Consider the following 25,624-nt stretch of genomic DNA (forward strand, 5'->3'; position numbering starts at 1 on the left):
GGGGTCATCGGGGCAGGGAGAGGGTCGGGCCGGCGTCGGCGAGGGCGGCGGCGACCGTCACCCGGGCGCCGAGCCGGTCGATGCGCTCCATCGCCCGCCCCAGGGCTGCGACGAGGCCGGGGCGCTCGCCGAGGTCGCCGAACACCGAGCGCAGCGAGAGCAGCGGGCGCGGGTCGGTGCCCCCGGCGAGGGCCAGCGCCTGCAGCTCCTCGGCGTGCGGGTCGTCGAGGGGCACCGGGCGTCCGGCGGCATCGGTGCCCCGCAGGTAGCGGCACCAGCCGGCGAGGGCGAGCGTGAGCAGGGTCGCCGGCCGGTCCTCGTCCAGTGCCTGCCGCAGGGAGGGCAGCAGGTGGTGGGGCACCTTGGTCGAGCCGCGCCGGCACAGCCGGGGCAGGCCGTCGGCGATGGCCGGGTTGGCGAAGCGCTGGAGCAGGATGCGCTTGTACTCGTCGAGGTCCACGCCGTCGGGGCGGGGGAGCAGGGGGGTGACCTCGTCGTCCATCAGACGGGCGACGTACTCGGCGAAGACGGGGTCGGCCATCAGCTCGTCCATGCGCCGGTGGCCGGCGAGGGACCCCAGGTAGCCCAGCGCGGAGTGACTGGCGTTGAGCAGCCGGGTCTTCATCAGCTCGTAGTCGCCGACGTCGGCGACGAACCGGACGCCGACCTGGTCCAGCGGCGGCCGGCCGTTGCTGAACGCGTCCTCGATGAACCACTGCGAGAACGGCTCGGTGATGACCGGCCAGCGGTCGTCCACCCCGTAGCGCTCGGCGACCGCCGCGCGCTCCTCGGGCGCGGTCTGCGGGGTGATCCGGTCGACCATGCTGCTGGGGAAGGCGACCCGGTCGGTGATCCAGCGGGCGAGCACCTCGTCGCGGAGCCGGGCCAGGCCGGCGACCGCGGTGCGCGTGGCGTCGCCGCTGCGGTGGATGTTGTCGCAGGACACGACGGTGAAGGGGGGCAGCCCCGCCCGCCGGCGGCGGTCCAGGGCCTCGACGAGGTAGCCGAAGGCGGTGGTGGGCTCGTGCGGCCGGGCCGCGTCGCGCCGGACGTCGGCGTCCTCGGCGGTGAACTCGCCGGTGTGCGGGTCGAGCGGGTAGCCCGCTCCGGTGATGGTGAGGGTGACCATCCGGGTCCGCGGGTCGGTCAGCCGGTCGAGGACGGCGGCAGGCGCGTCGGGGGCGAACAGGTAGTCGACCATCACGCCGACGACGCGGGCGCGCTCACCGTCGGGGCTGCGCTCGACGACGGTGTACAGGTGGTCCTGCGGCGCGAGGGCCTCCTGCATGTGCCGGTGCCGCAGACCCACGCCCACGACGCCCCACTCGTCGGAGATCCGCCGCTCGGCCAGCTCGTCGAAGTAGATGAGCTGGTGGGCGCGGGAGAAGCCGCCGACGCTCAGGTGCACCACGGAGGGGGTGAGGGCGGACCGGTCGTAGGTGGGCACGGTGAGCCGCGCGCCGTGGCTGTGCAGGGTGTCCTGGCTCAGCTGGCGGATCACCGGACGCTCGTCGGGCGGGGCTGGGGGCAGCGCGGTGCAGGGCAGTGCCGTGGAGGTCGTGGAGGGTGCCGACTGGGGCAGTGCGGCTCCGGGGGAGCGCTCCGGCCTCGTCATGCGGCATCTGCCTCTCTCGTGCGTGTGGTGCGGTCGCCCCCCTCGCGCCGGTTCCTGGTCCGTCGCCCTCCACCTCAGGGCAGGAGAGGGCAACGGGGGCTGCAGCGTCGACCATCAGTACACGGGCGGAGCCGTCCGTGGCCAATCGGGGGCATCCCCGTGCGGCGGGCACCGCAGCAGTCGACCTGACGCCGAGGCGCGGTGTTTTCACGCCGGGGGGACTGACATGCCCCTTGCCGGGGGGTCCAAACCGGACGCGCGTCACACGAGGGCATGACGCGAGGGGTGTGTGAGGCACGGCACCCGGCGTGTCTCGGACGACGCGCCGAGCGGAGGGTCACGGATCGGTCACGGCGTGTTTGTATCGGGGCAACCCCCCTGGCCCGGGCACGGGCGCTCTCTTCCCCACGAGACGGATAGGTGCATGGCCGGTCGACGTCGCGCCACTACTCCCGGCGACCGTTCGGTCGCTCGCGGCTCCGGGGTCGTCGCCTCCGCGCCCGGACCCCGGCGGGGGCCGCTGCTGCTGGCCGCGCTGGTCGCGGGCGGGCTGATCGCCGGGGTCACCGGGATCACGGGCGCACCCGACGCCGCGGCCGAGCCGACGTCGGTCCTGGAGGCCCAGGAGCAGCTGCTCACCGTCGACGACGACCTCGAGCTGCTCCCGCAGGCGTCGATCTCCGTCGCCGAGGCCGAGGCCCGGCTGGCGGAGGTGGCCGCGTCCCGGGCGGCGCGCGCGGCGGCCGAGGCGGCGGCGGCCGAGGCGGCGCGTGAGGCAGCCCGGCCCAAGGCCGTCCTGCCCGTCGACGGCCGGCTGACCAGCACCTTCGCCGCCCGCTGGGGCACCTTCCACTACGGCATCGACCTGGCCGCGCCCATGCACACCCCCGAGTACGCGGCCGTGGACGGCGTCGTGCTGCGAGCCGGGGCGGCCAGCGGGTTCGGCCTGGCCGTCTACGTCCTCCACGACAACGGCGACGTGACCGTCTACGGCCACATGGACGAGATCCTCGTCGAGCCCGGCCAGTACGTGGAGGCGGGGGAGACCATCGCCCTGCTCGGCAACCGCGGTCAGTCCACCGGCCCGCACCTGCACTTCGAGGTGCACCAGGGCGGGATCGACGGCAAGCGGATCGACCCCATCCCGTGGCTGGAGGCGCGCGGCGTCGAGGTGTGACCGCCGGCGTCCGTGGTGGGATGCGCGGCGTGGGTGCCGAGGACGCCAACCGCCGACTGCTGCGCGCCCGGGACGCGATGGACGGTTCCTACGCCCAACCCCTCGACATCCCGACCCTGGCGCGGATCGCGCACGTGTCCGAGGCGCACTTCATCCGCACCTTCCGGGCCACCTTCGGGGAGACCCCCAACCGCTACCTGCAGCGGCGCCGCGTGGAGCGGGCGATGTTCCTCCTGCGCTCCACCGACCGGAGCGTGACCGACATCTGCATGGACGTCGGCTTCTCGAGCCTGGGCACGTTCAGCCGGGTGTTCCGGGACGTCGTGGGTGAGCCGCCGTCCCAGTACCGGCAGCGGGGACCGCTGCCGCCCGTGCCGTCCTGCTTCGCGATGGCGTGGTCGCGGCCGAGCAGTTTCGGAGAAGCGCGGCGGGAGTGATCGTCTCTAGCGTCGCTCCCATGCTGACCGCGATCACCATCACCCAGATCTACGTCCCCGACCAGGACGCCGCCCTCGACTTCTACGTGGGCAAGCTCGGCTTCGAGGTCCAGTCCGACATGGACTTCGGGCCCATGCGCTGGCTCACCGTGAACCTGCCGGGCCAGCCCGACCGCGCCGTCCTCCTGGAGCGGCCCGGGCCGCCGTCGATGAGCGAGGAGACCGCCGCGCAGGTGCGCGACGCCATCAGCAAGGGCGTCGCCGGCGGGCACCTCTTCTTCGCCTGCGACGACGCCCACAAGACCCACGCCGAGCTGAAGGCCAGGGGCGTGGAGATCACCGAGGAGCCGGTCGACCAGCCCTACGGCATCGACTTCGGGCTGCGCGACCCGTTCGGCAACCACATCCGCATCGCCCAGATGAAGCAGGGCTGACCCGCCTGGACCCCCTGCGTCCGAGCGCTGACGCAGCCCTGTACAGTTGTCGACGGCTCGGGGACACCGACCGGGCCAGGTACGGGGCTGTGGCGCAGCTGGTAGCGCACCACACTGGCAGTGTGGGGGTCAGGGGTTCGAGTCCCCTCAGCTCCACCCCGATGACCAGGCCGTCCTCCCTCGGGAGGGCGGCCTGAGTCGTCTCTGGTGCCACTGCGGTGGCCACCACCCGGTCGGCTCAGTACGGTCCGGGAGTCGACCGAGGCCGTGGGGCGGCGGTGACGTCGGCCCCCGACCCGATGCCCTCGGCGTCCGGGGTGAGCGCTGCGAGGACGTCCTCCTCGTCCTCGTGGGCGCGCCGGACGGAGGCGCACCACGCCGTCCTCGTCGCGGTGTTCACCGCAGGACAGGGGGCGGGCGGCGATCTGGCGCAGCAGGTCGTGCAGCCGGTGCAGCGCCTGGACCGCCGTCGTGGGGTCGTTGAACGGCTGTGCGATCGACCGCACGGCGATGTCGACGAGCTCGCGGAAGCCGTAGGCGAGGTCCTCGGTGTGCACGCGCTCTCCGGCGAGCAGGACGTGGCGGGTGACGTTGGGGGCCCGGAGCCGATGGGCCGGGTCCCCGTCCGCGCTCACCGGCGACCGGGTGCCCGGGTGCACCCGGAACAGCGGTGCGCCGCAGACGACGAAGTCCCCGACGACGGGGACCAGCTCGAGCACGCAGTCCGCCCGCCGGGCGGCGACCAGTGCGGGGCGGTCCACGCGGATCACGTTGGCGGGTTGCGCGGCGACGATGCCGTCCGGGCCGCCGGTCACGGCGGGCAGGTCTCCGTGCTCGCGGACGATGAACGCGCGGCTGCGGTCGCCGACGAGGTCGATCAGGCCGGCGACCCGCAGGCCCTGGCCGGCATGGTGCACGAACAGGATGAGCACGACGATGCTGGCGAACACCAGGAGGTAGCACAGCAGCATCGACAGTCCGGGCACCGTGCCGGTGTCCGAGCCGCGGATCTCTCGGAGGGTCAGCACCGCGACCAGGGAGCTCGCGCCGAACAACCCGATCGCCAGCTGGCTCCAGCGGTCGGTGAGCAGCGCCCCCACGATGCGGGCGAGAACTGGCCCATCGCCAGCTGGCCCGCGACCAGGGTGATCGTCAGGACGAGGGTGGTCAGCGACACCATGGCGGTGGCGAAGGAGGACAGGATCGTCTGGGCGTCGGACGGCGTCCCGGTCAGGCTCTGCGGGACGAGCCGTAGCCCGTCGCCCGGTCCACGGCGAGCGTTCCGACGGCGAGGAGGGCGCCCGCGGCCAGGCAGCCGATCGGCAGCAGCCACATGCTGCTGCGGACGAGGAGTCGGAGCCGCAGCCTGCTCATGCGCTGGAGGCACCGCCGACCGGGCCCCCGTGACCGGAGAGCAGCGGTGGCCGAAGGGAGGGGGAGGGGCTGGAGCCCTCCCGACCCGCGGCCTCGATGGACGACTCGTACCCGATCATAGTCTGCCCTCCGTGTGGACGGATGCGCTCGCGCGGACGCGCCTGACCCGGCGACCTCGCCGGACCGCCCGGGCCTCTCATGGAACCGATGCCGACGAGGCAGACCCATCGGCAGAACGCCCCGTTCAGGCCCGGCAGGGCGACGGCAACAGGGGCACGTAGAGGCCTTCGCGCTCGGCCCGCACCGCGGCGAGCGTCCTCGTGCGTGCATCGAGCTTGGCGAGGATGTGCTCGAGGTGGGCAGCGACGGTTCGCGGGGTCACGACCAGCGCGCGGGCGATCTGCTGGTTGGAACACCCGTCGACCAGCAACCCGAGCACCTCCAGCTCGCGCGGCGTCAACCCCCGCAGGTCGGTCACCGGGGAGAGGACCACCGTTCCGAGCGGGCTCCCTGGTGCCCATCCGGGACAGGCCAGGACGCTCACGCGGATGTGCCCATCCGGGGCATGGCGGCCTCCGCGCGGCCACAGGAAGGACGCGAACACCCGGCCCTCGTCGATGCACGAGCGGGCGATGGTGACGACGGGCGATCCCTCGGCGAGCAGTGCGTCGCCGTCGAGGCCGGGCAGTGGCCGGGTGGCGCTGTCGCGGCACAGCACCATGCCTGCGGTCGCGCCCCGCACCACCCGCGCTGCCGCGGCCAGCGAGCGCAAAGGGTCCGACCCGCGCGCCAGAACGGGGGTGAGCTGGTGCAACCGGCGCCGCATGACCGGGGGCGGCGGCTCCTTGCTGCTGAAGAGCAGCGCCAGGTGTCCGACGTGGCGCTGCCCTCCGTCGAACAGGGCGACGCCCAGGGCCTCGTGGAAGCCGGCGGGGATGAAGCACTCGGCCCAGGTCGGCAGGTCTGTGGCCGGGTAGGGCAGGTCGGATGGGCTCAGCGGCGGGCGCGCGGGGTCGGTGTGGGTCACCTCGATGTCGTGGGCCATGGTGGGACCGCTCAGGTACTGCACCGTGCTCTCGTCGAGGTCGGTGCTGGCCACGCACGTGTAGCTGCTGCTCATCGGATCGACACTCGCCAGCCACGCGGCGTCGAACGGCACGACGCGGCGCAGCTTCTCCAGCATCTCCTGCGTGCGCTCGGAGGGGGGACTGGTCGAGTCGGCTATCTCGGCCAGCTCGAGGCTCGCGGTCTGCTTCATCGGCACTCCCGGGACCGCAGCCTCGGCAAGGCACGCTGTCTGTTCAACGGTGCCGACGTCTGCCCCTCGGGTGCCCGGTTACCGCGGAGCGGAACGGAGTAGTCCCGTTCACCATGACGAAAGAGTCGCAGTGGTCGGAGGTGCCGGCTAACGGTGCCACCGACGCGGGGTGCACCGCGGAGCAGTAGCGTGGGTCGTGGAGTTTCGCCAGCTCAGGTACTTCCTGGCGGTGGCCGAGGAAGGGCGCTTCAGCCGTGCGGCGACCCGCCTGCACATCGCCGCACCTTCCCTCTCCCAGCAGATCAGGGCCCTGGAACGAGAGCTGCACGTGGCACTCTTCGAGCGCACGCCGCAGCGGGTCGAGCTGACCACCGCCGGGCAGGTACTGGTCGAGCGAGCCAGGGTGATCGTCGCAGAGGTGGAGCGGGCACCAGAGGCGGTGCGCGCCGCCGGTACGGGACGCGAGCGGTTGAGCCTCCGGGTCGCCAACATGGCGGACCTGGTCCTGGACGGTCCGCTCAGTGGGCTGGCCGAGGGCATCGACGGGGTCGAGGTCTCGGTGAGCTCGAGCCGAGGGGACGACGCGCTGGAGGCCGTCCGTCAGGCCCGTGCCGACGCGGCGGTCGTCTGGAGCCGTCGACCGATGGACCGCGACCTCGACGGCGTCGTCCTCGGCTCGGTGCTGTTCGGCGTGGTCCTCCCGCTGGGGCACCGGGCGGCCGACTCGGCGAGGGTGCCGGTCGCTGCCCTCGCCCGCGAGGTGCTGGTGATGTTCCCGCGCGGACCGTTCGCCGGCATCTGGGACCGCACGGTGGACCACTTCTTCCCCGGTGGCGCCGGACCCGGCCAGGTCGTCGTCGAACCGAACCTGCTCAACAGTCCCGAGGCGGTGCTGCGCGCGGTCGCAGCGGGCGTCGGCATGGCCGCGGGCATCCTGGGGATCGTCGACGGCATGGGCATCGACGGGGTCGAGGCCCGGCGTCTCGAGCCCGACCTGCGGCTCGAACTGGAGGCCGTCTGGCGGGCGCCGGCCGGGCAGTCCGTCCGCAGGCTCATCGAGTTCCTCGTGCGATCCGCGCGGGACCCCGGTACCGCCATCGAGGCAGCCGAGCACCTCGGTGGCGGCACCGGGACGTCGATCACGGTGTGAGGACCACCTTCTCGCAGCGCTCCTGCTTGTGCTTGAAGATGTCGTAGCCGTGCGGTGCCTCGGCCAGGGGCAGACGGTGGGTGATCACTCGGGTGGGGTCGATCTCGCCGCGCTCGATGCGCTCGAGCAGCGGGCGCATGTACCGCTGGACGTGGCACTGCCCGGTCCTCAGGGTCAGGGAGCGGTTCATCCAGGAACCGGCAGGGAACTTGTCGACGAACCCGCCGTAGACGCCGATGACCGAGACGATGCCTCCGCTGCGGCAGGAGGTGATGGCCTGGCGCAGGACGTGCGGCCGGTCGGTCTCGGACCGGATGGCCTGCTTGGCTCGGTCGTAGAGGTTCACGTGGCCGGCGCCGTGGGTGGCCTCCATGCCGACGGCGTCAATGCACTTGTCCGGGCCGCGGCCGCCGGTCAGCTCGAGCAGGGCCGAGCGGACGTCGGTGTCGGAGTAGTCGATCGTCTCGTAGCCCTGCGCGGCGGCCATCTCGAGCCGGTAGGGGACGTCGTCGATGGCGATCACCTTCACCGCGCCGAGCACCCGGGCGGAGTCCATCGCGAACTGCCCGACCGGCCCGGCACCCCACACGGCGACCACGTCGCCGTCGGAGATCTCGCACATCTCGGCGCCCATGTAGCCGGTGGGCAGGATGTCGGAGAGGAAGAGCACCTGCTCGTCGGAGAGGTCGGACTCGACCTTCAGCGGGTTGACGTCGGCGAGCACCACCCGGGCGTACTCGGCCTGGCCGCCGGCGAAACCGCCGGTGAGGTGGGAGTAGCCGTAGATGCCGGCGACCGGGTGGCCGAACATCTTCTCGGCCACACCGGCGTTGGGGTTGGTGTTCTCGCAGCAGGACCACAGCTGGTTCCGGCAGGCGAAGCAGGCGCCACAGCCGATGGGAAAGGGGACGACGACGCGGTCGCCGACCCGGAGCTTCTCACGGTCGACGCCGGGGCCGACCTCGATCACCTCGCCCATGAACTCGTGGCCCATGACGTCGCCCTTCTGCATCGTCGGCACGTAGCCGTCGAGCAGGTGCAGGTCGGAGCCGCAGATCGCCGTGGAGGTGATCTTCACGATCGCGTCCCGGCTGTTGAGGATGGCCGGGTCCGGGACGTCAGTGACCTCGACCGTGTTCGGACTGATCCAGCAGTTGGCCTTCACGCCAGGACCTCCCTGCGCTCGTCGTCGGTCAGCGGGCGGGCGGGGTGCTGCGGGAACTCCTCGCGGGCCTGCTTGCCCCGCGGTGCGCCGTCGCTGCGGATCACCTCGCCGGTCTCCAGGACCTGCTTGAACCGGCGCAGGTCGTCGTCGAGCTGCTGGGAGGGCTCCTCGCCGAAGTACTTCGCCACGGCCTTGCCCAGCGCGCCGCCGGGCAGCTCGTAGGTCAGGGTGACGTGCACCTCGGTGCCGCGGCCGCCCGGTGCGGGGACGAAATCGACCTGGCCGGAGTTGGGGACGTCGGCACCGTCGAGCGAGCGCCAGGCGATGCGCTGCCCCGGGACGTCGTCGGTCGTCTCGGCGTCCCACTCGACCGACCGGCCGAACGGCGCGCTGGCCTTCCAGTGGCTGCGGTGCGCGTTCGTGGCGCGCACCTCGTCGAGGTGCGCCATGAACGTCGGCAGCCGGTCGAGCTGCCGCCAGAAGGCGTACACCTCCTCCGGTGGTCTCGTGACGGTCGTGGCGGACGTGAGTTCCATGGGTGTCGCTGTCCCCTTCCGGATCGTGCGGGTGGCGGCTGCGTAGACGTCGACGGCGGTGACGACGAGGCCGGCCATGGCGAGAACGCTGCGGCGCAGGCCACGCCCGTCGTGGTGGCGCAGGGCCGTGCGCATCAGGGAGAGGTCCAAGGCATCGCCGCACACCCGGCCCCACAGCCACGCCGGGTGCGGGCGGCCCAGCAGGCCGGCTGCGGCGACCAGTTCACCGACGCCGACGAGTTCGGTGACCGCGCGGTGCCGAGGGGCGTCACCGACAGCGAGGCTCCGTGCGAAGTCCGCCGATCTTGCTACTTGAGGAACGCCGAGCGCAGCGCTGGTCACGCCGAGCCCACGAGTCAGCGGGTCGTGTCCCTGGGACGAAGCTGGAGCTGGCCGGCGGGCAGGCGCGGCGGGGGCAGAGGTCATCGCACCCTCCGGGAAGACGTTGTCGGGTGCAGCAGATCCCCGGAGCGCGGCCCGCGCCATCGGCAGAACGACCGATTTCAGCAGGGCCCCGGTCAGGCAGTCGTCGTCGCCGGGCCCGCACCGGCCAGCTGCGGAGGTGTTCGCCGCCCCGCGCGCAGGGCCCGCACGGCGGCGGTGAGGTTGGAGGCCGACGGTGCGACCAGGGCTGCGCGGAGGGCCTCGGCGACTCTGGTCGCGTCGACGCCCGGAACGGCGGCCACGTCCGGATCGACGTCGTCCCGGCGATCAGCAGCCTGAGCACTCGAAGGTCCAGCCTCTGATCGCTTGCTCTTCGGGACGGTCGAGCTCTGCTCCCCGATGGGCCCGGGAACCGTCGGGCTCCATCGGCAGAGCACCTGATCCCTGGCGCCCGCGAGGCGGTGCGGCGCCACGGGCATCCACGTATCGGCATGTCTGCCGATACCGCCGGGCCACGCGACCGGTGTCCGATGACGAGCGTTGCCGTGCGGGTCAGACGCCGTGCGGGAGCTGGCAGTGCCACCGACGACGAGCGAGGGGGACAGCATGCGAGCAGTCGTCTACGAAGGCCCGCGCCAGGTCAGCGTCAAGGATGTACCGGACGCGCGGATCGACCGGCCGACCGACGTCCTGGTGCGGATCACCTCGACGAACATCTGCGGCTCGGACCTGCACATGTACGAGGGCCGGACCGACTTCGAGACCGGCCGCTGGTTCGGGCACGAGAACCTGGGCCAGGTGGTGGAGGTCGGCGACGGGGTCGACAAGGTGAAGGTGGGCGACTGGGTCGTCCTGCCGTTCAACATCGCCTGCGGGCACTGCAAGAACTGCGAGCGGCAGCTCACGAACTACTGCCTGACCGCGCAGCCGGAGCCGAACATGGCCGGCGCGGCCTACGGCTTCGCCGACATGGGCCCCTGGGCCGGTGGCCAGGCGGAGTTGCTGCGCGTGCCCTGGGGGGACTTCAACTGCCTCCGGCTGGGTGAGGACGCCGAGCAGCGCCAGACCGACTACGTGATGCTCGCCGACATCTTGCCGACCGGCTACCACGCCACCGAGATGGCCGGCGTGAAGCCCGGCGACCAGACGGTCATCTACGGCGCCGGCCCGGTCGGGCTGATGGCCGCCCTCTCGGCCACCATCCGAGGGGCCGGCAAGGTGATGGTCGTCGACCGGCAGCCCGACCGGCTCAAGCTGGCCGAGTCCATCGGCGCCATCGCCATCGACGACTCGAGGGTCGATCCGGTGCAGGCCGTGCTGGAAGAGACGATGGGGCTGGGCGCCGACAACGGCTGCGAGTGCGTCGGCTACCAGGCGCACGAGCCCGGCGGGCAGGAGCAGGCGAACCTGACGATGAACCGGCTGGTCGCCTCGGTGCGCTTCACCGGGACGATCGGCACCGTCGGTGTCTTCGTGCCGCAGGACCCCGGCGCCAGCGACGAACTGGCCAAGCAGGGCAAGCTCGCCTTCGACTTCGGCATGTTCTGGTTCAAGGGCCAGCACATCGGCAGCGGCCAGGCGCCGGTCAAGAAGTACAACCGGCAGCTGCGCGACCTCATCGCCGCGGGCAAGGCCGAGCCGTCGTTCATCGTGAGCCACGAGCTCCCCCTCGACCGCGCGCCCGAGGCCTACGAGCACTTCGACAAGCGGGATGACGGCTGGACCAAGGTCGTGCTCCACCCGGCGATGGCGGGGAGCTGACATGGCAGGGGAGCTGAACGGACGGCGGGTCGCCATCCTGGCGGCCGACGGGGCGGAGCGTGTCGAGCTCGAGCAGCCGCGACGGGCACTGGACGACGCGGGTGCGCGGACCGACGTGCTGTCGATCCACGGCGGCGAGATCCAGGCACGCAACAACGACCTGGAGGACGCCGGCACCTTCGGAGTCGACCTGCTGGTCGGCGCGGCGTCGGTGGACGAGTACGACGCGCTGCTGCTGCCGGGCGGGACGGTGAACCCGGACCAGCTGCGCATGCAGCCGACGGCAGTCGAGTTCGTACGGAACTTCGTCGAGTCCGGCAAGCCGGTCGCCTCGATCTGCCACGGCCCCTGGAACTTCGTCGAGGCCGACGTCGCGCGAGGACGGCGGCTGACGTCGTTCCCGAGCATCCGCACCGACCTGCGCAACGCAGGGGCGGAGGTGGTCGACGAGGAGGTCGTGACCGACGGCAACATCACGACGAGCCGGTCGCCCGACGACCTGCCGGCCTTCTGCGAGCGCATCGTGCAGGAGTTCGCGCGGGCCCCGCAGGCCGCCGCCGCGGGAGGTCGGGCGTGACCAGCTCGATCGGGAACGTGGCGTCCCTCGCCGCCCGCGCCGGCGGGAGCGTCGTCCGCCAGGTGCGGTCGGCCATCGACCCGTCCGCTGCCCGGCCGGCCGGCGCGGGTCAGTCGGCGTCCGGGTGGCTCGTGGTGACCGTGTTCCGCGAGCCGTCCGACGTGGACACCGCCGCGCTGCCCGCACCCTTGGCCGAGCTCGGCGACCGGATCGAGGTCCGCGTCCGCGCGGCCCCCGGCGGCAAGGGCACCGAGCTCGGCGCCCGGCTGCGCGACCAGCCCACCGGCAGCACTCTCGGTCGGCTCAGCGGCGGCGACCCTCAGGCCGACCTGCGGTCGGCGCTGCGCCGGGCCAAGCAGCTCATCGAGGTGGGTGAGGTGCTGGCGGTGGACCCCGGACCGCACGGCAAGCGGACGGCGACCCCTGGCGGCGTGCCCCTGGAGGCGTGGACCCGGGTGGCGCCCAAGGCGGGTGTCCGGTGAAGGCCGTGACCTGGCGCGGGGTCAACGAGATCGGCGTCGAGAACGTCCCCGAGCCCACGATCCTCAACGACCACGACATCATCCTCGAGGTCGGGCTGAGTGCGACCTGCGGCTCGGACCTGCACCTGGTGGGCGGCTACATCCCTGCCATGCGCGCGGGGGACGTGCTAGGGCACGAGTTCATGGGCACGGTCGCGGAGGCCGGCCCCGGCGTGACCAAGCACCGGGTGGGCGACCGCGTGGTGGTGGTCTCCTTCACCAGCTGCGGGCAGTGCTGGTACTGCCGGCAGGGGCTGTGGTCGCTGTGCGACAACGGCAATCCCAACCCCGGGATCACCGAGGCGCTGTGGGGCCAGGCCATCGGCGGCTGCTACGGGTACTCCCACGCCCTCGGCGGCTGGGCGGGCAGTCACGCGCCCTACATCCGGGTGCCCTACGCCGACCAGGGGGCTTTCACCATCCCCGACGGCGTCTCCGACGAACGGGCGCTGTTCGCCTCCGACGCCGCACCCACCGGCTGGACGGGCGCGCACCAGGCCGAGGTCCGGCCGGGTGACGTCGTCGCGGTGTGGGGCGCCGGGGGAGTGGGCCAGATGGCCGCCCGCGCGGCCATGCTCATGGGCGCCGAGCGGGTCGTCGTCATCGACCGGTACGACAACCGGCTCGAGCAGGTCCGCACGCACGTCGGTGCGGAGACCCTCGACTACGAGGAGGTCGACGTCCCCGCCGAGCTGCGCGAGATGAGCGGCGGGCGGGGACCGGACGTCTGCATCGAGGCGGTGGGCATGGAGGCGCACAGCCCGGGCCCGCAGTCCCTCTACGACCAGGTCAAGCAGCAGTTGCGGCTGCAGACCGACCGACCCACAGCGGTGCGCGAGGCGATCTACGCCTGCCGCAAGGGCGGGACGGTGTTCACCCTCGGCGTCTTCGCCGGTCTCGTGGACAAGTTCCCCCTCGGCGCGGTGATGAACAAGGCGCTGACGCTGCGCGGCGCCCAGCAGCACGGGCACCGCTACATCCCGGAGATCCTCGACCGCATGAGCCGGGACGAGGTGAGGACCGAGCACCTCGCCACCCACGTGATGCCGCTGGACGACGGGCCGAAGGGCTACCGGATGTTCAAGGACAAGGAGGACGGGTGCGTCCGTGCCGTGTTCCGTCCGGGTGGCTGAGGCGCCGACGGGCGGACCGCCCCGGTCCCCGGCGCCGTGCCGGACGGTGGGCCGGCGTCGGGCCCTTGCCGGCCTGGTGCGGGGCCACGGGGTGAGCGTTGCACGCGGCGGGACGACGGTGGAGGCGGACCGGCGGCCGACGATCCTGTCGTGGCGCCGCCTGCTGATCTGTCTCGGCGGCGGCCTCGTCGCGGCCGGACTGACCACGGTCGCCGGCGTCCCGGAGATCGCGGTGCTCGTCGGCTGGGCCGTCGCCGCCGGCGGCCTGCTGCTCCGGGTGTGGCGGATCAGCTGGCCGCGCGACGCGGAGGGGACCAAACGGCTGGCCGAGGAGGAGGGGCGGACCCGCGTCACGGACACTGCCGTGCTGGGTGCGGCGGTGGCCAGCCTCGCCGCCGTCGTCGAGGGCCTCGTCCGGTCCAGCTCCGGGGGTGCCGTCGGAGTCGCCACCGTGGTGCTCGGCGTCCTCGTGGTGATCCTGTCGTGGGCGCTGGTCAACACGGTCTTCGCCCTCAAGTACGCGCGCCGGTACTACTCCGGCGGGGATGGCGGCATCGACTTCGGCCAGCGGGAACCGCCCGCCTACAGCGACTTCGCCTACGTCGCGTTCACCGTGGGCATGAGCTTCGCGGTGCCGGACACCCAGCTCGAAGACACGTCCATCCGCAAGGTCGCCCTCGGGCACGCTCTGCTGTCCTACCTGTTCGGGACCGTCGTCATCGCCGTGGCCGTCAACCTCGTCACCAACCTGGGGCAGCAGGGATAGGTGGTGCGGCTGGGGTGGGCAGCCGGGGACGGCGCCGACCCGTGCCCGGACGACGCGGAGGCCCGCCGTCCCGCGCTCCTGGCCGGGGCCGGGCCAGGCGTTCCGGGACGACCCGCCCGAGTCGGGGCCCCGGGGGCTGGACGTTCCGAGAGGGCGGACAGGGGCGGACGGAGGCAGCTGGAGTACTTCCCTGGCGGTGCTCGAGGAGGGCTCGTTCACCCGCGCCGCGGCGCGGTTGTACATGGTCCAGTCGAGCCTGTCGGCGTCCCTGCTGGGACTGGAGAAGGAGCTCGGCACGACCTGTTCACCCGCGGCCGCAAGGGCGCCGAGCCGACCGACGCCGGCCGTGCCCTCCTCGGACCCGTCCGGGCGGCGCTGCGCGACGCCGAGCGGGCCCGTGACGCCGTCGCCGAGGTCGCGGGTCTGCTCCGCGGGCCCGTCCGCGTCGCGACGGTGGCAGTGCCGAGGGACGTCGACGTGTTCGAGACGAACCGGCCCTTGCGGGAGCAGCATCCGGGGGTGGCGATCAGCGTGCTGCACGACGGCGCGCGCGACCTCCTCGGCCTGGTCGCCGAGGGCACGGCGGACTTCGCCATCACGCCGCTGACGCACTGGACGACGCCGGCGGCGCGCTTCGACGCCCTGCTCAGCACGCCGTTGGTCCTGCTCTGCCCGCCGGGGCACCGGCTCGCGGGGGCTCGGGGCGTGGAACTCGGCGACGTGGTCGACGAGCCGCTGATCGACCTACCTCGAGGGAGGTGGGTCCGCGAGCTGTTCGACCGGATGTACGCGGAGCGCAACCAGCCCCGCCGCGTGCGTCTCGAGGTGGACGAGTGGTTCGGCGTCCTGACGTTGATCCGCCGCGGGATGGGCATCGCGTGCGGCCCGCTGGCCTGCGTGGACGCGACCCTGTTCAGCGACCTGGCGGTCGCCACCCTGCACGGTGCGCCGATGTGGGAACTCGGCCTCGCGACCAGGGACGAGGCGCTCCGAGGGGCTGCCGGTCGCGCGTCCTGGACACCTACCGGCGGCAGTGCCGGGAGCGCGTCGGGGGCTGATCCGCGGCGCGGGCCCGCTGCTGGCCATCGCCTGCGCCGATCGGTCCCATCGGCATCACATGCCGCCGTCCGGCCGAACCCCCTCGTCCGGCGACCGATGCTCGGACGGTCACCGCATGACGCGCCGGCCGACCCACCGGCCGGCCACCGCACGCGACCCCGGGAGGCCGTGATCGCCGCTCCGAGGGACGGGGCGCCCCGGCAGAACCGGCTCACCCGAATTGCGGAACACGGTCAACCAGAAGCGTCGATCCGCCGATACGCCGATGTGATCCTCGAGTCGGCTCCCTCGACGCTGCGCAGCAGCGTGTACGAGGCGCTGTTCGTCCACGGTCTCGACGGGGTGCTGATCACCTCGGCCGACGGGCGCACCCTCGGCGCGAACGCGCGGGCCTGCGAGCTGCTCGGCCGCACGGAGCTCGAGCTGATCGAGCTCGGCCGCGACGGGATCGTCGACCGGCGTGACCCCCGGTGGAGGGAGGCGCTCAAGACCCGGGCCCGGGAGGGTGCGTTCCGCGGGGTGCTCCGGTTGCGCCGCAGCGACGGGTCCACCTTCCCTGCCGAGGTCACCACCGCCACGTTCCTCGACGGGGACTTCCGGCGGGCGTACGTGTCCTTCCGGGACGTGAGCACGGCGGAGGCCGAGGCGGCGCGGTCGGAGGCGACCACGCGGACGGCGGCCGAGCTCATCGACAGCCTCGAGTCGATCAGCGACATGTACATCGGCGTCGACGCCGACTGGCGGTTGACGTACATCAACGCGCAGGCCGAGGCCCGGCTGGGTCTGGCGCGCGACGAGGTCGTGGGCGAGGACATCTGGGCCCGGTTCCCCGCACTGCTCGGCACCGAGTTCGAGAGGACCTACCGCCGGGTCGCACGCAGCGGACGGGCCGCCACCCTCGAGGCGCGCTACGACGAGGCGGATCTGTGGTGCGAGGCGCGCGTGTACCCGCTACGCCGGGGCGGGATCGCCATCTACTTCCGGGACATCTCCGAGCGGCGGGCCATGGAGCAGGAGCGGGAACGCCTGCTGACCGCCGAGCGGGCGGCCCGCGCGGCAGCGGAACGGGCGCAGCGCGAGCTGGCCCACCGGGCCACGCACGACGAGCTGACCGGTCTGCTGAGCCGCGCCGGGTTGCTGCAGGAGGTGGACCGCGTCCTCTCCGGGCAGCCGGATGCCCGTCTCACCGTCGCCTTCATCGACCTGGACCGGTTCAAGCTGGTCAACGACAGCCTGGGGCACGGCGCAGGGGACCGCCTGCTGAGCGAGTTCGCACGTCGCCTCGACGCTCTGGCAGGTCCGGCCGATCCCGTGGCCCGCTTCGGTGGCGACGAGTTCGTGGTGGTCCTGGTGGACCGCTCCACGGAGGAGGCCGGCCGCTTTGCCCAGGAGGTCATCGAGGCGAGCCGGGAGCCGGTCGAGGTGGGTGCGCGCCTCCTCGTCACCGTCAGCGTCGGCCTGGCGGCGGCGACCGGTGCGGCCGATCTCGACGTCCTGCTCCGCGAGGCCGACGCGGCGCTCTACCGCGCCAAGGACACCGGACGGGAACGGGCCGTCTGGTTCGACGAGCAGATGCACGTGGAGTCGGTGCACCGGGTCGAGATGGAGAACGACCTGCGCCACGCCCTGGACCGGGACGAGCTGCTCGTGGAGTACCAGCCCGCCTTCGACCTCCGGGTCGAGCGGATCTCCCACGTCGAGGCCCTGGTCCGGTGGCGGCATCCCGTCCGTGGCCTCGTCGGTCCGCAGGAGTTCATCCCGGTCGCCGAGGAGACGGGGCTGATCCACCGCATCGGCGAGCTGGTCCTCGCCCGAGCCGTCGCGCAGGCCGGCCGGTGGGCGCACCTCCAGGAGCTGCGGGTGTGGGTCAACGTGTCCCCGCAGCAGCTGGCCGACCGCGGGTTCCCCGCCCGGCTCGCTGCCCAGCTGGACCGTGCCGGCCTGCCCGCGCACCGTCTCGGGATCGAGGTCACCGAGTCGGCGCTCGCACAGAGCTCCCGGCCGGGGGAGGTGTTGGAGCGGATACGCGACCTGGGGGTGGCGATCGCCATCGACGACTTCGGGACCGGCTACAGCTCGCTGGCCCGCCTGAGCGAGTTCCCCGTCGACGTCATCAAGGTGGACAAGTCCTTCGTCCATGACCTCGGGACGGCCCGCGGCGAGGCGCTGGTGGCCGGCATCGTGACGTTGGCGCAGGCCATCGGCGCGCACGTCATCGCTGAGGGGGTCGAGTCCCTGCCGCAGCTGACCGCGCTCAGCGCCCTCGGGGTGGACTCCGCCAGCGGGTACCTGCTCGCCCGGCCGTCCGCACCAGAGCACCTGCCCCTGACGATCCCCGCCGAAGCGTCCTTCCGCTGGCGGACCGGCCTGCACCCCACCGTGGCGCGGGCCCCTGGCGAGACGTCGTCGTCGACGAGGTAGCGAGGGCGCCGGTGCGGTCGCCGCGCACCTGGAGCACATCCTGGTCAAGCTGGCGGCGCCGTCCCGGACCCCCGCCGCGGTGCGCGCGGAGCGGGCGGGCTGTTCGTGCCGCCCTCCCCCGTGATCGGCCGCCACGGAACCGGGCATTGCTGAGCTGTCACCGCGCGAGGCACGGGTCGCGGCCGAGGTCGCCGGGATCGCGGCTGGGGTCGGGCCGATCAGTCAGGGGGAGCGGGCGCAGGCGGTGCTGGCCGCGCTGCGCCGGATGGTGCCGTTCGCGGCCGGCTGGATCGGCCTGCTCGACCCGGAGTAACGCCTGCTCGTGTCTCTGGCCGTCCAGGGGTACGCCGACGGGTTCGTCTCCTACATCCCCGGCCCGGCGATCGTCGACGAGATCGAGCTGCTCGGCCTGCACCGGCCCCGGCGGCCGTTGCGGCTGCGCGACTCCCCGGTCCCGCCCGAGGAGCTACCCGCCTGGGTGGAGCACCTGGACCCGGCCGGGTTTCGGGAGACCCTCGCGCTGCCACTCTCCGCTGTGGATGGGTGGCATCTGGGCCTGCTGGCGGTGCACACCGACACCCCGGTGCACCCGACCGACGCCGCCCGGGACCTGGTTGGCGCGCTCGCCCCGACGCTCGGGTACGCGCTCGATCCGATGCGCTTCATCATGGCCGGAGCGCGCCCGGTGCGGGGCGCGACCGCCGGGGTCGTGCTCGCCCGCGCCGGCCGGCCACTGCCTCTGCCCGGGCTGCCCGCCGCCCCGCTGTCGGCCGCCGGGTCGGCGGTGCTCGCCGTCGACGATCCCCGAGGCGGTGCGGACCCAGGGCGCCGCTCGCACCACCGGCGTGCCGAGTGTGACCAGTCCCGCGGACGCTCCCCGGCGCGGCTCTGCCAGTTCCTGCGCGCAGAGCCCACCGAGGCTCCAGCCGACCGGGCTGACCCGCCGTCCCGAGGTCCGGTGCAACCGCTCCAGTCGTGCGCGCAACGTGTCGACGACGCGGCCCGTCGGGCCCCGGTTGAGGCCCAGGCTCCAGCCGGACACGCTGTGGCCCAGGGCGCGCAGCGCGGTCCGCAGCACCAGGGTGGCGGGGTCGCCGGTCATCAGCCCCGGCAGCACCAGCACCGGGTGGCCGTCCCCGCGGCGGGCGGCCGCGAGCAACGGCCAGGCAGCCGCCAGGGCGGCGACGTCCAGCCCCGCCCGGGGCGGCTCGGTGAGCAGCGCAGCGCGTGACGGGTGGCGCTTGACGGCAGGCACCTGGACAGCATCCTGGCGCGGGACGTTCCGACCCGACAGGCCGTCCACACCCTCCTCGACATGATCGGGATCGTGCGAAAGGCACGCTGTTCCTCCAGCCCATCGCCCATCCCGGCGGGCGAGGAGTCTCCTTGTCGTCCCACGGCGATGAGGCTCAGCACGTTCGTCAGGCGACCTCAGCGTGGTGCCACGACGGTGGCCAGACCATGGCGTTCACAGTGGTCCGCAGCGGTTCCTGACGACCGCATTCGCGTCCGACCTGCGGAGACGGACGACCGCGGACTTCCGTGCACTACCACCAGCCGCCCTGGCAGCGTGGGGGTCAGGGGTTCGAGTCCCCTCAGCTCCACCCCGATCGACCAGGCCGTCCTCCCACAAGGAGAACGGCCTGAGTCGTCTCCGGCCGGCAGTGGCCGTGCGTCGACAGTGAGAGTCGGGACGCCCGTGGGCGACGGCCCCGGGCCGGTGCCGGCAGGACGTGGTGCGAAGGGCGGTCGGGCGTGCCGTCCGCGAGGTCGGTGACCGGTCGCCGTGCACCGCAGCGCCGGCTGGCGCACTGGCTGGGCGACACCGGCTGGTGGGCGGACCGCCGGTCAGCCGGCCGGGTCCGGGGTCGCCAGGTGCAGCCCGGCGCGGACCGGTGGAAGGCGCAGCGGCTCCCGCGCCGTGGGGTCCTCGCCGTCCACCGCGCGGGTCCGGCCCATGCGCAGGCACAGCAGCACGACGTCGTCCTGCAGGCGGCGCTCGCCGATCAGCCGCGTCATGACGACGTCCCGCCAGACCGCCGGGTCGTCGTCGTCGATCTCCGCGGCGACGGCCGCGAGCAGTTCCATCCCGGCGTCGAGGTCGCTGCCGCGGCGCTCGACCAGGCCGTCGGAGTACCAGATGAGCATCGAGCCGGGCGGGATCGTGACCACTGCCTCGGTGCGCGCGCCGGCGGCCACCGCGAGCGGGGTGGAACGGCCGCCCTGCAGGTACCGGGCGCGGTGGTCGGTGACGAGCAGCGGGGGCGGGTGGCCGGCGCAGGCGTAGCAGAGCAGACCCGTCCGCGGGTCGTACTCGCCGTAGGCGAGCGTGGCGAACGCCGCCCCGGGGATGTCCGGGCACGCCTCGTCCAGCGCGTCGAGGACCTGCCGTGGCCCGGCGTGCCGGCCACCGGCGACGACCCGCAGGGCGGCGTGCACCCGCCCCATCGCGGCCGCCGCGGGCAGGTCGTGCCCCACGATGTCGCCGACGACCAGACCCGTCCGCCCGCCGGCCAGGGGGAAGACGTCGTACCAGTCACCCCCGATGTCGTGCTCCTCGTCGGCCGGCCGGTAGCAGCCGGCGACGTCGACCCCGGGCAGGCGGTCGGGCAGCAGCGGCAGGAACGCCTGCTGCAACTGGTGGGCGGCCTCGTGCTCACGCTCGTAGAGCCGGGCGCGCAGCAGGGCCTGGGCCATGAGCTCGGCGAGGGTGGTCGCGACGGGGGCCAGGTCGTCGTCCGCGGCCTCCGAGCCGAAGCCGAAGCCGAGGGCGCCGACGGTGACCTCGCCGATCCGCGCCGGCACCGCCAGCGCGCTGCGGGTGTCGGCGTCGGGCTCGCCGGCCAGGCCCGCGGGGAAGGTCCCGCGCAGCGACGCCGGCGGCTGCGCGCGGACCTGCCCGCCGCCGCGGACGGCGACGGCGAGGAGGGCGGCGGCGTCCAGCGGCAGCTCGCGTTCCACCGGTTCGGAGTCCTCCGGCACCGTGGCCCAGGTGCGCAGCCGAGCGCCGTCGGGGGTGAGGACGGCCACCGCGCCCTGGTCGGCCACCAGGCCGATGCCACGCCGCACGATCACCTGCGCGATCGCCTCGGACGTGGCCGCGGTGGCCAGCCCCGCCGTCACCTCCTGCAGCGCCTCGACCCGCCGGCGCAGCGCCGTCTCCCGCGCCGAGTGGCTCCGGGCCTCCTGCCGCTCGCCGATCTCGACCGCCAGCAGCCAGGCGGTGAGGACGGCGACGGCGAGGAACAGTTGCAGGCTGGCGATCTCCAGGTTCGGGACGCCGGCCAGGGCCGCCCACGGACCCCGGCCTGCCGCCGTCATGACGTTGGCGGTGAGGGCGACGGCCAGCCCAGCGGCGGTGACCAGGGGGACGCCGGAGCGGAAGGCGTACACCACGAGCAGCGCGAGGGCGGTGTAGGACAGCGGCACCGTCTCGGGCCAGAACGCCAGCACGGTGACCGCGGCCGCCACGGCGACCAGCAGCGCCCGCCGGAGCGTCGTCCCGAGAGAGGGCCAGGTGCCGCCGTCCCGCCAGGTGAGCACCGTGCCCGCCACCGTGAGGACGCCGAGGCCGTCGCCCGCCCAGAACGGGAAGAACGCGTCCAGCCAGACGCGGGACATCGCCAGGTCGTTGGTGGTCGCGCCGATCAGTGCGCCCACGAACGGGCCGGCCAGCACGCCGCAGCCGATGAACGCACCGAGGTCGCGCCGGCGCCGGAGGTCGATGCGCGGCACGAAGCGGCGCAGCAGGAGGACGCCCACCAGCGGCTCGACGGTGTTGGCCAGCGCGAAGCCGACCAGCGACGAGAGGGGCAGTCCGAACCACAGGTCGACGGCGACCTCGACGACGGCCACGGTGCCGAGGACCCACGGCCACCGGCGCGGCTCGGTGAGGACCAGCGCTGCGAACGTGACCCCTGCGGGCGGGAACAGGACCGCGCCGATGGCCGAGGCCTCGAACAGCGCGAACGAGACGGCCGCGCCGGCGGCGTAGGCGGTCCCCACGGTGAGGACGAGGCGCCATGCCGCCACGGGTGGCGAGCGGTGGGGACCGGTCATCCGGCGCTCCGCGCATCGAGGCCTCGCAACGTCGTCACGGGGTCTCGTGACCGGCACATCATGGCCCGCCCCGCGATCGCCGTCACCCCTGCCGCGCGGGGCCGACCGATCGGTCCCTGCCCCGGGCCGTCGTCCGTACTCCGTGCCGAGGTCCTGCCGCAGCGGCGGGGTGCCGTTGCGTCGCCACCGGGGTGCAGCGGGACGGCGCCGGACCCGCTGAGGCGCTGAGCCGGGTGTCGGCGGCGATCGCGCCGGCATGTCCGGCTCCGCGAGGCCTGTGGCGCTACGGGACCCGGACGGGGATGACCGGGCCCGGTGCGTGGGCCTCGGGTGCCGTGGGGGAGTGACCCAACCCCATCGGGTCGGGGTCCTCGCCGCGGTCGAGGACGTAGCAGGCGGCGATGACGCCGGCGCGGTCGTCGCGGATCTTCTCGATGATCTCGTCGATCGTCTCGACGACGCAGTACTTGGCACCGTCGGTCAGGAAGACCACGGTGTCCGGCACGGTCTCGACGCGCTCGATCGTGTCGGGATCGAGGCAGCAGTAGTCGCCGCTGCGGCGAATGAGACCGATCATGGCGGTCCTCCTGCTCGGCGGGGCATCGGGCCCCAGCGGCGGCCCCTCGGTTCGGGCAGCCACTCCTTCGGCGGTCGCGCGGTCGCCCTTGAGCCCGGCCGGGGTGCCCGCCCCCATCGGGTGAGCGTTCCCGCGGGAACGTGGCGGCGCCGTTCCCCGCTGGGGGCTGGGCCCCGACGCGGTCCCCGCACCCTGACGGCCCGCAGCGGAGCCGGGGGACCGGCCGCACCTGCTGCCCTAGGTTCGGCGGCATGACCGATCTCGCCGCCCGCGCCCGCGCGCTGATGGACCTGCACACCGCCCCGGAGATCCTCGTGCTGGCCAACGTGTGGGACGTCGCCTCGGCGCGGGTCGTCGCCGCGACCCCCGGGGTCACCGCGCTGGCCACCGCCAGCCACTCGATCGCGGCCACCTTCGGGTACGAGGACGGCGAGCACATCCCGCTCGACCTGCACCTGGACATGGTGGAGCGCATCACCGGTGCGGTGGACCTGCCCGTGACGATGGACATGGAGGCCGGGTACGGCGATCCGGGGGAGACCACCCGCCGGGCGATCGAGCGCGGGGTGGTCGGCGGCAACCTGGAGGACCAGGGCCGCCGGCTGGACGAGTCCGTCGCCGCGGTCGAGGCCGTGCTCGCCGCGGGCCGCGCCGCCGGCATCGACTTCGTCCTCAACGCCCGCACCGACGTCGTGCTGCACGCCGGGCCCGGTGCCGACCGCGGACGGTTGCTGGCGGAGGCGGTCCGACGCGGCCGCGCCTACCTCGAGGCGGGGGCGCCGGTCGTGTTCGTGCCGGGTGTGGTCGACCGCGAGGAGATCGCCGCGCTGGTCGAGGGGTTGGGCCCGAACCGTCTCTCGGTCCTGGCCGTGCCGGGGGCCTCGCCGTCGGTCGGGGACCTGCAGGAGCTCGGCGTCGCCCGGGTGTCCACCGGACCCTTCCCGCAGCGCGTGGCCCTCACCGCCCTGCAGGACGCCGTCACCCAGCTGGTCGGCGGAGGCGTCCTGCCGCCGGGCACCCGCCGGTTGAGCTGAGCACCGTGGCCGCAGCGTCGGAGCGGATGGCCTGGGCCGCGGAGGTGGTCGCCCCCGCCCCGGGGGAGCGGGTGCTCGAGGTGGGGTGCGGTCCCGGTGCCCTCGTCGCGCTGCTCGCCGAGCGCGGGGCGGAGGTGGTCGGGGTCGACCGCTCGGCGGCCCAGGTCGACGCGGCCACCCGGCGCAACCGCACCGCCGTCGAGGCCGGCCGGGTGCACCTGCAGGCGGTGGCCCTGCGCGACGCCGACCTCGACGCAGCGTCGGTCGACGTCGTGGTCGCGTTCGACGTCCGGGCCTTCTGGGACTCCGGCGCCGCGGCGACCTGGGCCACCGTCGATCGAGTGCTGGCCCCCGGCGGGCGGGTCGTCGTGGCCTTCTCGGTCATGCGACCGGACACCGAGACCGCCGTCGTCGACTCGGTCGCCGCGCACGCCGCACCCCACGGCCTCGGGATCACGGGACTGTCCCGGCGCCCGGGCACGCCGATCGGATCGGCTGCGGTCCTCCTGCACCGCCCCGGTCCCGACGAGCTCCCCGGGAGCTGACGCCGGCTCGGCCTCGTCCTCATCCCTTCGGGGGAGCCCCGGCCGCACCGCTCAAGCCGGCCGGAGGCGGCGCCGATCACCCGCTCAGGTGACGGGGCACCGTCGCCCCAGTCCCACCGGAGCGGATGGAGGAGAGGTCGTGGCCGAGCAGTCCGTGCTCGTCGTGGAGGACACCGAGGAGATCCGGGAACTGGTCTGCACGGTCCTGCGCAAGGCGGGGATGGACGTCCGTGCGGTCCCCTCCGGTGCCGAGGCGCTGGCCGAGGTCCGGCGTGCGGTCCCCGACGTCGTCGTCCTCGACCTGGGCCTCCCCGACGCCGACGGCACCGAGGTGTGCCGGCAGATCCGCGCCGAGAGCGAGTGCTACGTCCTCATGCTGACCGCGCGTGCCGAGGAGGTCGACCTGCTCATCGGGCTGGCCGTCGGCGCCGACGGGTACATGGCCAAGCCGTTCTCGCCTCGCGAGCTCGTCGCCCGCGTGCAGGCGATGCTGCGCCGTCCGCGCGTGCCCGCCCCCCGCCCGGCGCCGGTCGAGGAGTCCGTCCTCCGCCTCGCCGACCTCGAGGTGGACGAGGACAGCCGCGAGGTCCGGGTGGACGGCGTGGTCGTCGACCTGACCCGCACCGAGTTCGACCTGCTGGCCGCCCTCGCCTCCCGGCCCGGCCGCGTGCTGCAGCGCGAGACGCTGCTGCGCGAGGTCTGGCAGACCGACTGGGAGGGCAGCGTCCGCCTGGTGGAGGCGCACATGTCCAACCTCCGCCGCAAGCTGCAGGCGGCCGGGCTGAGCTCCCCGGAGATCAAGACGGTGCGCGGCGTCGGCTACCGGTTGGTGGCGTAGCCCTCCACGTGCGGCGGGGGGGGGGGGGGGGGGGGGGGGGGGGGGGGGGGGGGGGGGGGGGGGGGGGGGGGGGGGGGGGGGGGGGGGGGGGGGGGGGGGGGGCGGCCGTCCGCGCGCCGCCCGGGCCGGGGCGCGCGGGGGGGCGCGGGCCCCGTTCTGCTGTGCCCTGCCGGCCCGCCGCGGCTACCGGCAGGTGCTGACCGAGACGACGGCGCTGGCGGTCCAGCCGTACGTGGTGGTCGTGACGACGGTGACCGGGATGGACTCGTAGTTCCTGTCGAGCCACACCGGCCCGTAGTCGTACCGGGTCGCGCTGCCCACGTGGGCGGTGAAGGGGTCCGGGCCCGGCACGATCAGCGTGTACCCAGCGAACCCGCGGGGCGAGACGGCCTTCCAGGTCGCCTTGCCCGACACGCTGGTGCGGATGACGGTCGTGCGGGTGACCGTCGTGGTGCTCCCGTCCGCATCGCGGTACTGCGACTCCACCACGGTGTCGTTGGCGGTGACCGGCGCCTTGATCTTGTCGTTGTAGGTGACGGTCCGGGGGGACGAGGTCGAGCTGAGCACGACCCCGGTCGCCGACTTCCTGGTCGTGGTGGTCCAGGTCGTCGTCTCGGCCGTGCACGGCGCGGTCGCCGTCAGGCTGCCCACCCCGGGGACGGTCACCGCGGTGATCGGCGCCGTGGTCGCGGTGACGCTGTCACCGAACGCGGCCTGGGCGGGGAGGCCGGCGGTCAGGATGACGCCCAGCGTCAGGGCCAGGGTGACCAGGATGCGGCGGCGGGTGCGCACGTCTGCTCCTC

22 protein-coding genes, 1 tRNA gene and 2 pseudogenes are annotated in these 25,624 nt (G+C 73.7%); 15 read left to right on the plus strand and 10 right to left on the minus strand.

Features of this window, described 5'->3' with window-relative positions:
• Nucleotides 1-4: 4 nt before the first annotated feature.
• A complete protein-coding gene (locus tag ACI79C_RS16270; RefSeq protein ID WP_456946706.1) occupies nt 5-1,501 on the minus strand; it encodes a mannitol dehydrogenase family protein in 1,497 nt (498 codons plus the stop codon).
• A gap of 538 nt (nt 1,502-2,039) precedes the next feature.
• Between ACI79C_RS16270 and ACI79C_RS16275 the strand changes: the two genes are divergently transcribed.
• The 4 genes from ACI79C_RS16275 (at nt 2,040) to ACI79C_RS16290 (ending at nt 3,819) form a co-directional block, all read left to right on the plus strand.
• The gene (locus ACI79C_RS16275; RefSeq protein WP_456946707.1) at nt 2,040-2,792 is read left to right on the plus strand and encodes a M23 family metallopeptidase; all 753 of its coding nucleotides are present in this window, start codon (nt 2,040-2,042) and stop codon (nt 2,790-2,792) included.
• A gap of 29 nt (nt 2,793-2,821) precedes the next feature.
• Entirely contained in the window at nt 2,822-3,229 is a 408-nt protein-coding gene (locus ACI79C_RS16280) for a helix-turn-helix domain-containing protein (RefSeq protein WP_456946708.1), read from the plus strand.
• A 20-nt stretch (nt 3,230-3,249) separates the two neighbouring features.
• Nucleotides 3,250-3,663: a VOC family protein gene (locus ACI79C_RS16285; protein ID WP_456946709.1), complete on the plus strand. Its 414-nt coding sequence runs from the start codon at nt 3,250-3,252 to the stop codon at nt 3,661-3,663.
• Nucleotides 3,664-3,746: 83 nt separating this feature from the next.
• Nucleotides 3,747-3,819, plus strand: a tRNA-Ala gene (locus ACI79C_RS16290).
• Nucleotides 3,820-4,073: 254 nt separating this feature from the next.
• On the opposite strand, the pseudogene ACI79C_RS16295 reads toward ACI79C_RS16290, so the two are convergent.
• The 3 genes and pseudogenes from ACI79C_RS16295 to ACI79C_RS16305 all read right to left on the minus strand — a co-directional run.
• Nucleotides 4,074-4,843 (minus strand): annotated as a pseudogene (locus ACI79C_RS16295) (DUF2254 family protein); the annotation flags it as partial.
• 50 nt (nt 4,844-4,893) lie between these two features.
• On the minus strand, nt 4,894-5,037 hold the full coding sequence (locus tag ACI79C_RS16300; protein WP_456946710.1) for a hypothetical protein: 144 nt from the start codon (nt 5,035-5,037) through the stop codon (nt 4,894-4,896).
• A gap of 244 nt (nt 5,038-5,281) precedes the next feature.
• Nucleotides 5,282-6,295: a response regulator transcription factor gene (locus ACI79C_RS16305; protein ID WP_456946711.1), complete on the minus strand. Its 1,014-nt coding sequence runs from the start codon at nt 6,293-6,295 to the stop codon at nt 5,282-5,284.
• 196 nt (nt 6,296-6,491) lie between these two features.
• On the opposite strand from ACI79C_RS16305, the gene ACI79C_RS16310 reads away from it, so the two are divergent.
• Entirely contained in the window at nt 6,492-7,445 is a 954-nt protein-coding gene (locus ACI79C_RS16310; protein WP_456946712.1) for a LysR family transcriptional regulator, read from the plus strand.
• Here ACI79C_RS16310 and ACI79C_RS16315 read toward each other — a convergent pair.
• Together ACI79C_RS16315 and ACI79C_RS16320 are read right to left on the minus strand one after the other, a co-directional pair.
• Nucleotides 7,435-8,610 carry a zinc-dependent alcohol dehydrogenase gene (locus ACI79C_RS16315; RefSeq protein WP_456946713.1) on the minus strand — a complete coding sequence of 392 codons (1,176 nt, stop codon included), beginning with the start codon at nt 8,608-8,610 and terminating at the stop codon, nt 7,435-7,437. The genes ACI79C_RS16310 and ACI79C_RS16315 overlap by 11 nt on opposite strands.
• Nucleotides 8,607-9,488 (minus strand): SRPBCC family protein, encoded by an 882-nt coding sequence (locus tag ACI79C_RS16320; RefSeq protein ID WP_456946714.1) that lies wholly within the window; start codon nt 9,486-9,488, stop codon nt 8,607-8,609. Before ACI79C_RS16320 ends, ACI79C_RS16315 begins: the two co-directional genes overlap by 4 nt.
• Nucleotides 9,489-10,136: 648 nt before the next feature.
• On the opposite strand from ACI79C_RS16320, the gene ACI79C_RS16325 reads away from it, so the two are divergent.
• From ACI79C_RS16325 to ACI79C_RS16355, 7 genes and pseudogenes are all read left to right on the plus strand, one after another.
• The gene (locus ACI79C_RS16325) at nt 10,137-11,291 is read left to right on the plus strand and encodes a glutathione-independent formaldehyde dehydrogenase (protein WP_456946715.1); all 1,155 of its coding nucleotides are present in this window, start codon (nt 10,137-10,139) and stop codon (nt 11,289-11,291) included.
• Between the two features lies 1 nt (nt 11,292).
• Nucleotides 11,293-11,868, plus strand: coding sequence for a type 1 glutamine amidotransferase domain-containing protein (locus tag ACI79C_RS16330; protein WP_456946716.1), 576 nt, complete (start codon nt 11,293-11,295; stop codon nt 11,866-11,868).
• Complete coding sequence (locus tag ACI79C_RS16335) at nt 11,865-12,350, plus strand: hypothetical protein (protein WP_456946717.1); 486 nt, start codon at nt 11,865-11,867, stop codon at nt 12,348-12,350. The genes ACI79C_RS16330 and ACI79C_RS16335 overlap by 4 nt, the downstream gene beginning before the upstream one ends.
• A complete protein-coding gene (locus tag ACI79C_RS16340) occupies nt 12,347-13,522 on the plus strand; it encodes a zinc-dependent alcohol dehydrogenase (protein ID WP_456946718.1) in 1,176 nt (391 codons plus the stop codon). The genes ACI79C_RS16335 and ACI79C_RS16340 overlap by 4 nt, the downstream gene beginning before the upstream one ends.
• Before the next feature lie 91 nt (nt 13,523-13,613).
• Entirely contained in the window at nt 13,614-14,288 is a 675-nt protein-coding gene (locus ACI79C_RS16345) for a DUF1345 domain-containing protein (RefSeq protein WP_456946719.1), read from the plus strand.
• A 196-nt stretch (nt 14,289-14,484) separates the two neighbouring features.
• Nucleotides 14,485-14,577, plus strand: a pseudogene (locus ACI79C_RS16350) (LysR family transcriptional regulator); the annotation flags it as partial.
• A 134-nt stretch (nt 14,578-14,711) separates the two neighbouring features.
• Complete coding sequence (locus tag ACI79C_RS16355; RefSeq protein ID WP_456946771.1) at nt 14,712-17,768, plus strand: EAL domain-containing protein; 3,057 nt, start codon at nt 14,712-14,714, stop codon at nt 17,766-17,768.
• 466 nt (nt 17,769-18,234) lie between these two features.
• On the opposite strand, the gene ACI79C_RS16360 is transcribed toward ACI79C_RS16355, so the two are convergent.
• From ACI79C_RS16360 to ACI79C_RS16370, 3 genes are all read right to left on the minus strand, one after another.
• Complete coding sequence (locus tag ACI79C_RS16360; protein ID WP_456946720.1) at nt 18,235-19,023, minus strand: esterase/lipase family protein; 789 nt, start codon at nt 19,021-19,023, stop codon at nt 18,235-18,237.
• A 593-nt stretch (nt 19,024-19,616) separates the two neighbouring features.
• Nucleotides 19,617-21,827, minus strand: coding sequence for a SpoIIE family protein phosphatase (locus ACI79C_RS16365; RefSeq protein WP_456946721.1), 2,211 nt, complete (start codon nt 21,825-21,827; stop codon nt 19,617-19,619).
• 283 nt (nt 21,828-22,110) lie between these two features.
• Nucleotides 22,111-22,404 (minus strand): flagellar FlbD family protein, encoded by a 294-nt coding sequence (locus tag ACI79C_RS16370; protein ID WP_456946722.1) that lies wholly within the window; start codon nt 22,402-22,404, stop codon nt 22,111-22,113.
• 251 nt (nt 22,405-22,655) lie between these two features.
• Here ACI79C_RS16370 and ACI79C_RS16375 point away from each other — a divergent pair, with 251 nt between their 5' ends.
• The 3 genes from ACI79C_RS16375 (at nt 22,656) to ACI79C_RS16385 (ending at nt 24,821) form a co-directional block, all read left to right on the plus strand.
• A complete protein-coding gene (locus tag ACI79C_RS16375) occupies nt 22,656-23,438 on the plus strand; it encodes an isocitrate lyase/PEP mutase family protein (RefSeq protein ID WP_456946723.1) in 783 nt (260 codons plus the stop codon).
• 5 nt (nt 23,439-23,443) lie between these two features.
• Nucleotides 23,444-23,983 carry an SAM-dependent methyltransferase gene (locus ACI79C_RS16380; protein WP_456946724.1) on the plus strand — a complete coding sequence of 180 codons (540 nt, stop codon included), beginning with the start codon at nt 23,444-23,446 and terminating at the stop codon, nt 23,981-23,983.
• A 139-nt stretch (nt 23,984-24,122) separates the two neighbouring features.
• A complete protein-coding gene (locus ACI79C_RS16385; RefSeq protein WP_456946725.1) occupies nt 24,123-24,821 on the plus strand; it encodes a response regulator in 699 nt (232 codons plus the stop codon).
• A gap of 183 nt (nt 24,822-25,004) precedes the next feature.
• On the opposite strand, the gene ACI79C_RS16390 is transcribed toward ACI79C_RS16385, so the two are convergent.
• Nucleotides 25,005-25,613: a hypothetical protein gene (locus ACI79C_RS16390; RefSeq protein WP_456946726.1), complete on the minus strand. Its 609-nt coding sequence runs from the start codon at nt 25,611-25,613 to the stop codon at nt 25,005-25,007.
• Nucleotides 25,614-25,624: the final 11 nt, after the last annotated feature.

It is taken from the genome of Geodermatophilus sp. SYSU D00697 (assembly GCF_054050175.1).

Excerpts from the sequence above, each read along its gene's own strand:
- ACI79C_RS16365 (WP_456946721.1), bottom strand. The coding sequence starts at position 21,827 with ATGACCGGTCCCCACCGCTCGCCACCCGTGGCGGCATGGCGCCTCGTC.
- ACI79C_RS16330 (WP_456946716.1), top strand. The coding sequence starts at position 11,293 with ATGGCAGGGGAGCTGAACGGACGGCGGGTCGCCATCCTGGCGGCCGAC.
- ACI79C_RS16375 (WP_456946723.1), top strand. The coding sequence starts at position 22,656 with ATGACCGATCTCGCCGCCCGCGCCCGCGCGCTGATGGACCTGCACACC.
- ACI79C_RS16370 (WP_456946722.1), bottom strand. The coding sequence starts at position 22,404 with ATGATCGGTCTCATTCGCCGCAGCGGCGACTACTGCTGCCTCGATCCC.
- ACI79C_RS16285 (WP_456946709.1), top strand. The coding sequence starts at position 3,250 with ATGCTGACCGCGATCACCATCACCCAGATCTACGTCCCCGACCAGGAC.
- ACI79C_RS16300 (WP_456946710.1), bottom strand. The coding sequence starts at position 5,037 with ATGAGCAGGCTGCGGCTCCGACTCCTCGTCCGCAGCAGCATGTGGCTG.
- ACI79C_RS16305 (WP_456946711.1), bottom strand. The coding sequence starts at position 6,295 with ATGAAGCAGACCGCGAGCCTCGAGCTGGCCGAGATAGCCGACTCGACC.
- ACI79C_RS16325 (WP_456946715.1), top strand. The coding sequence starts at position 10,137 with ATGCGAGCAGTCGTCTACGAAGGCCCGCGCCAGGTCAGCGTCAAGGAT.
- ACI79C_RS16275 (WP_456946707.1), top strand. The coding sequence starts at position 2,040 with ATGGCCGGTCGACGTCGCGCCACTACTCCCGGCGACCGTTCGGTCGCT.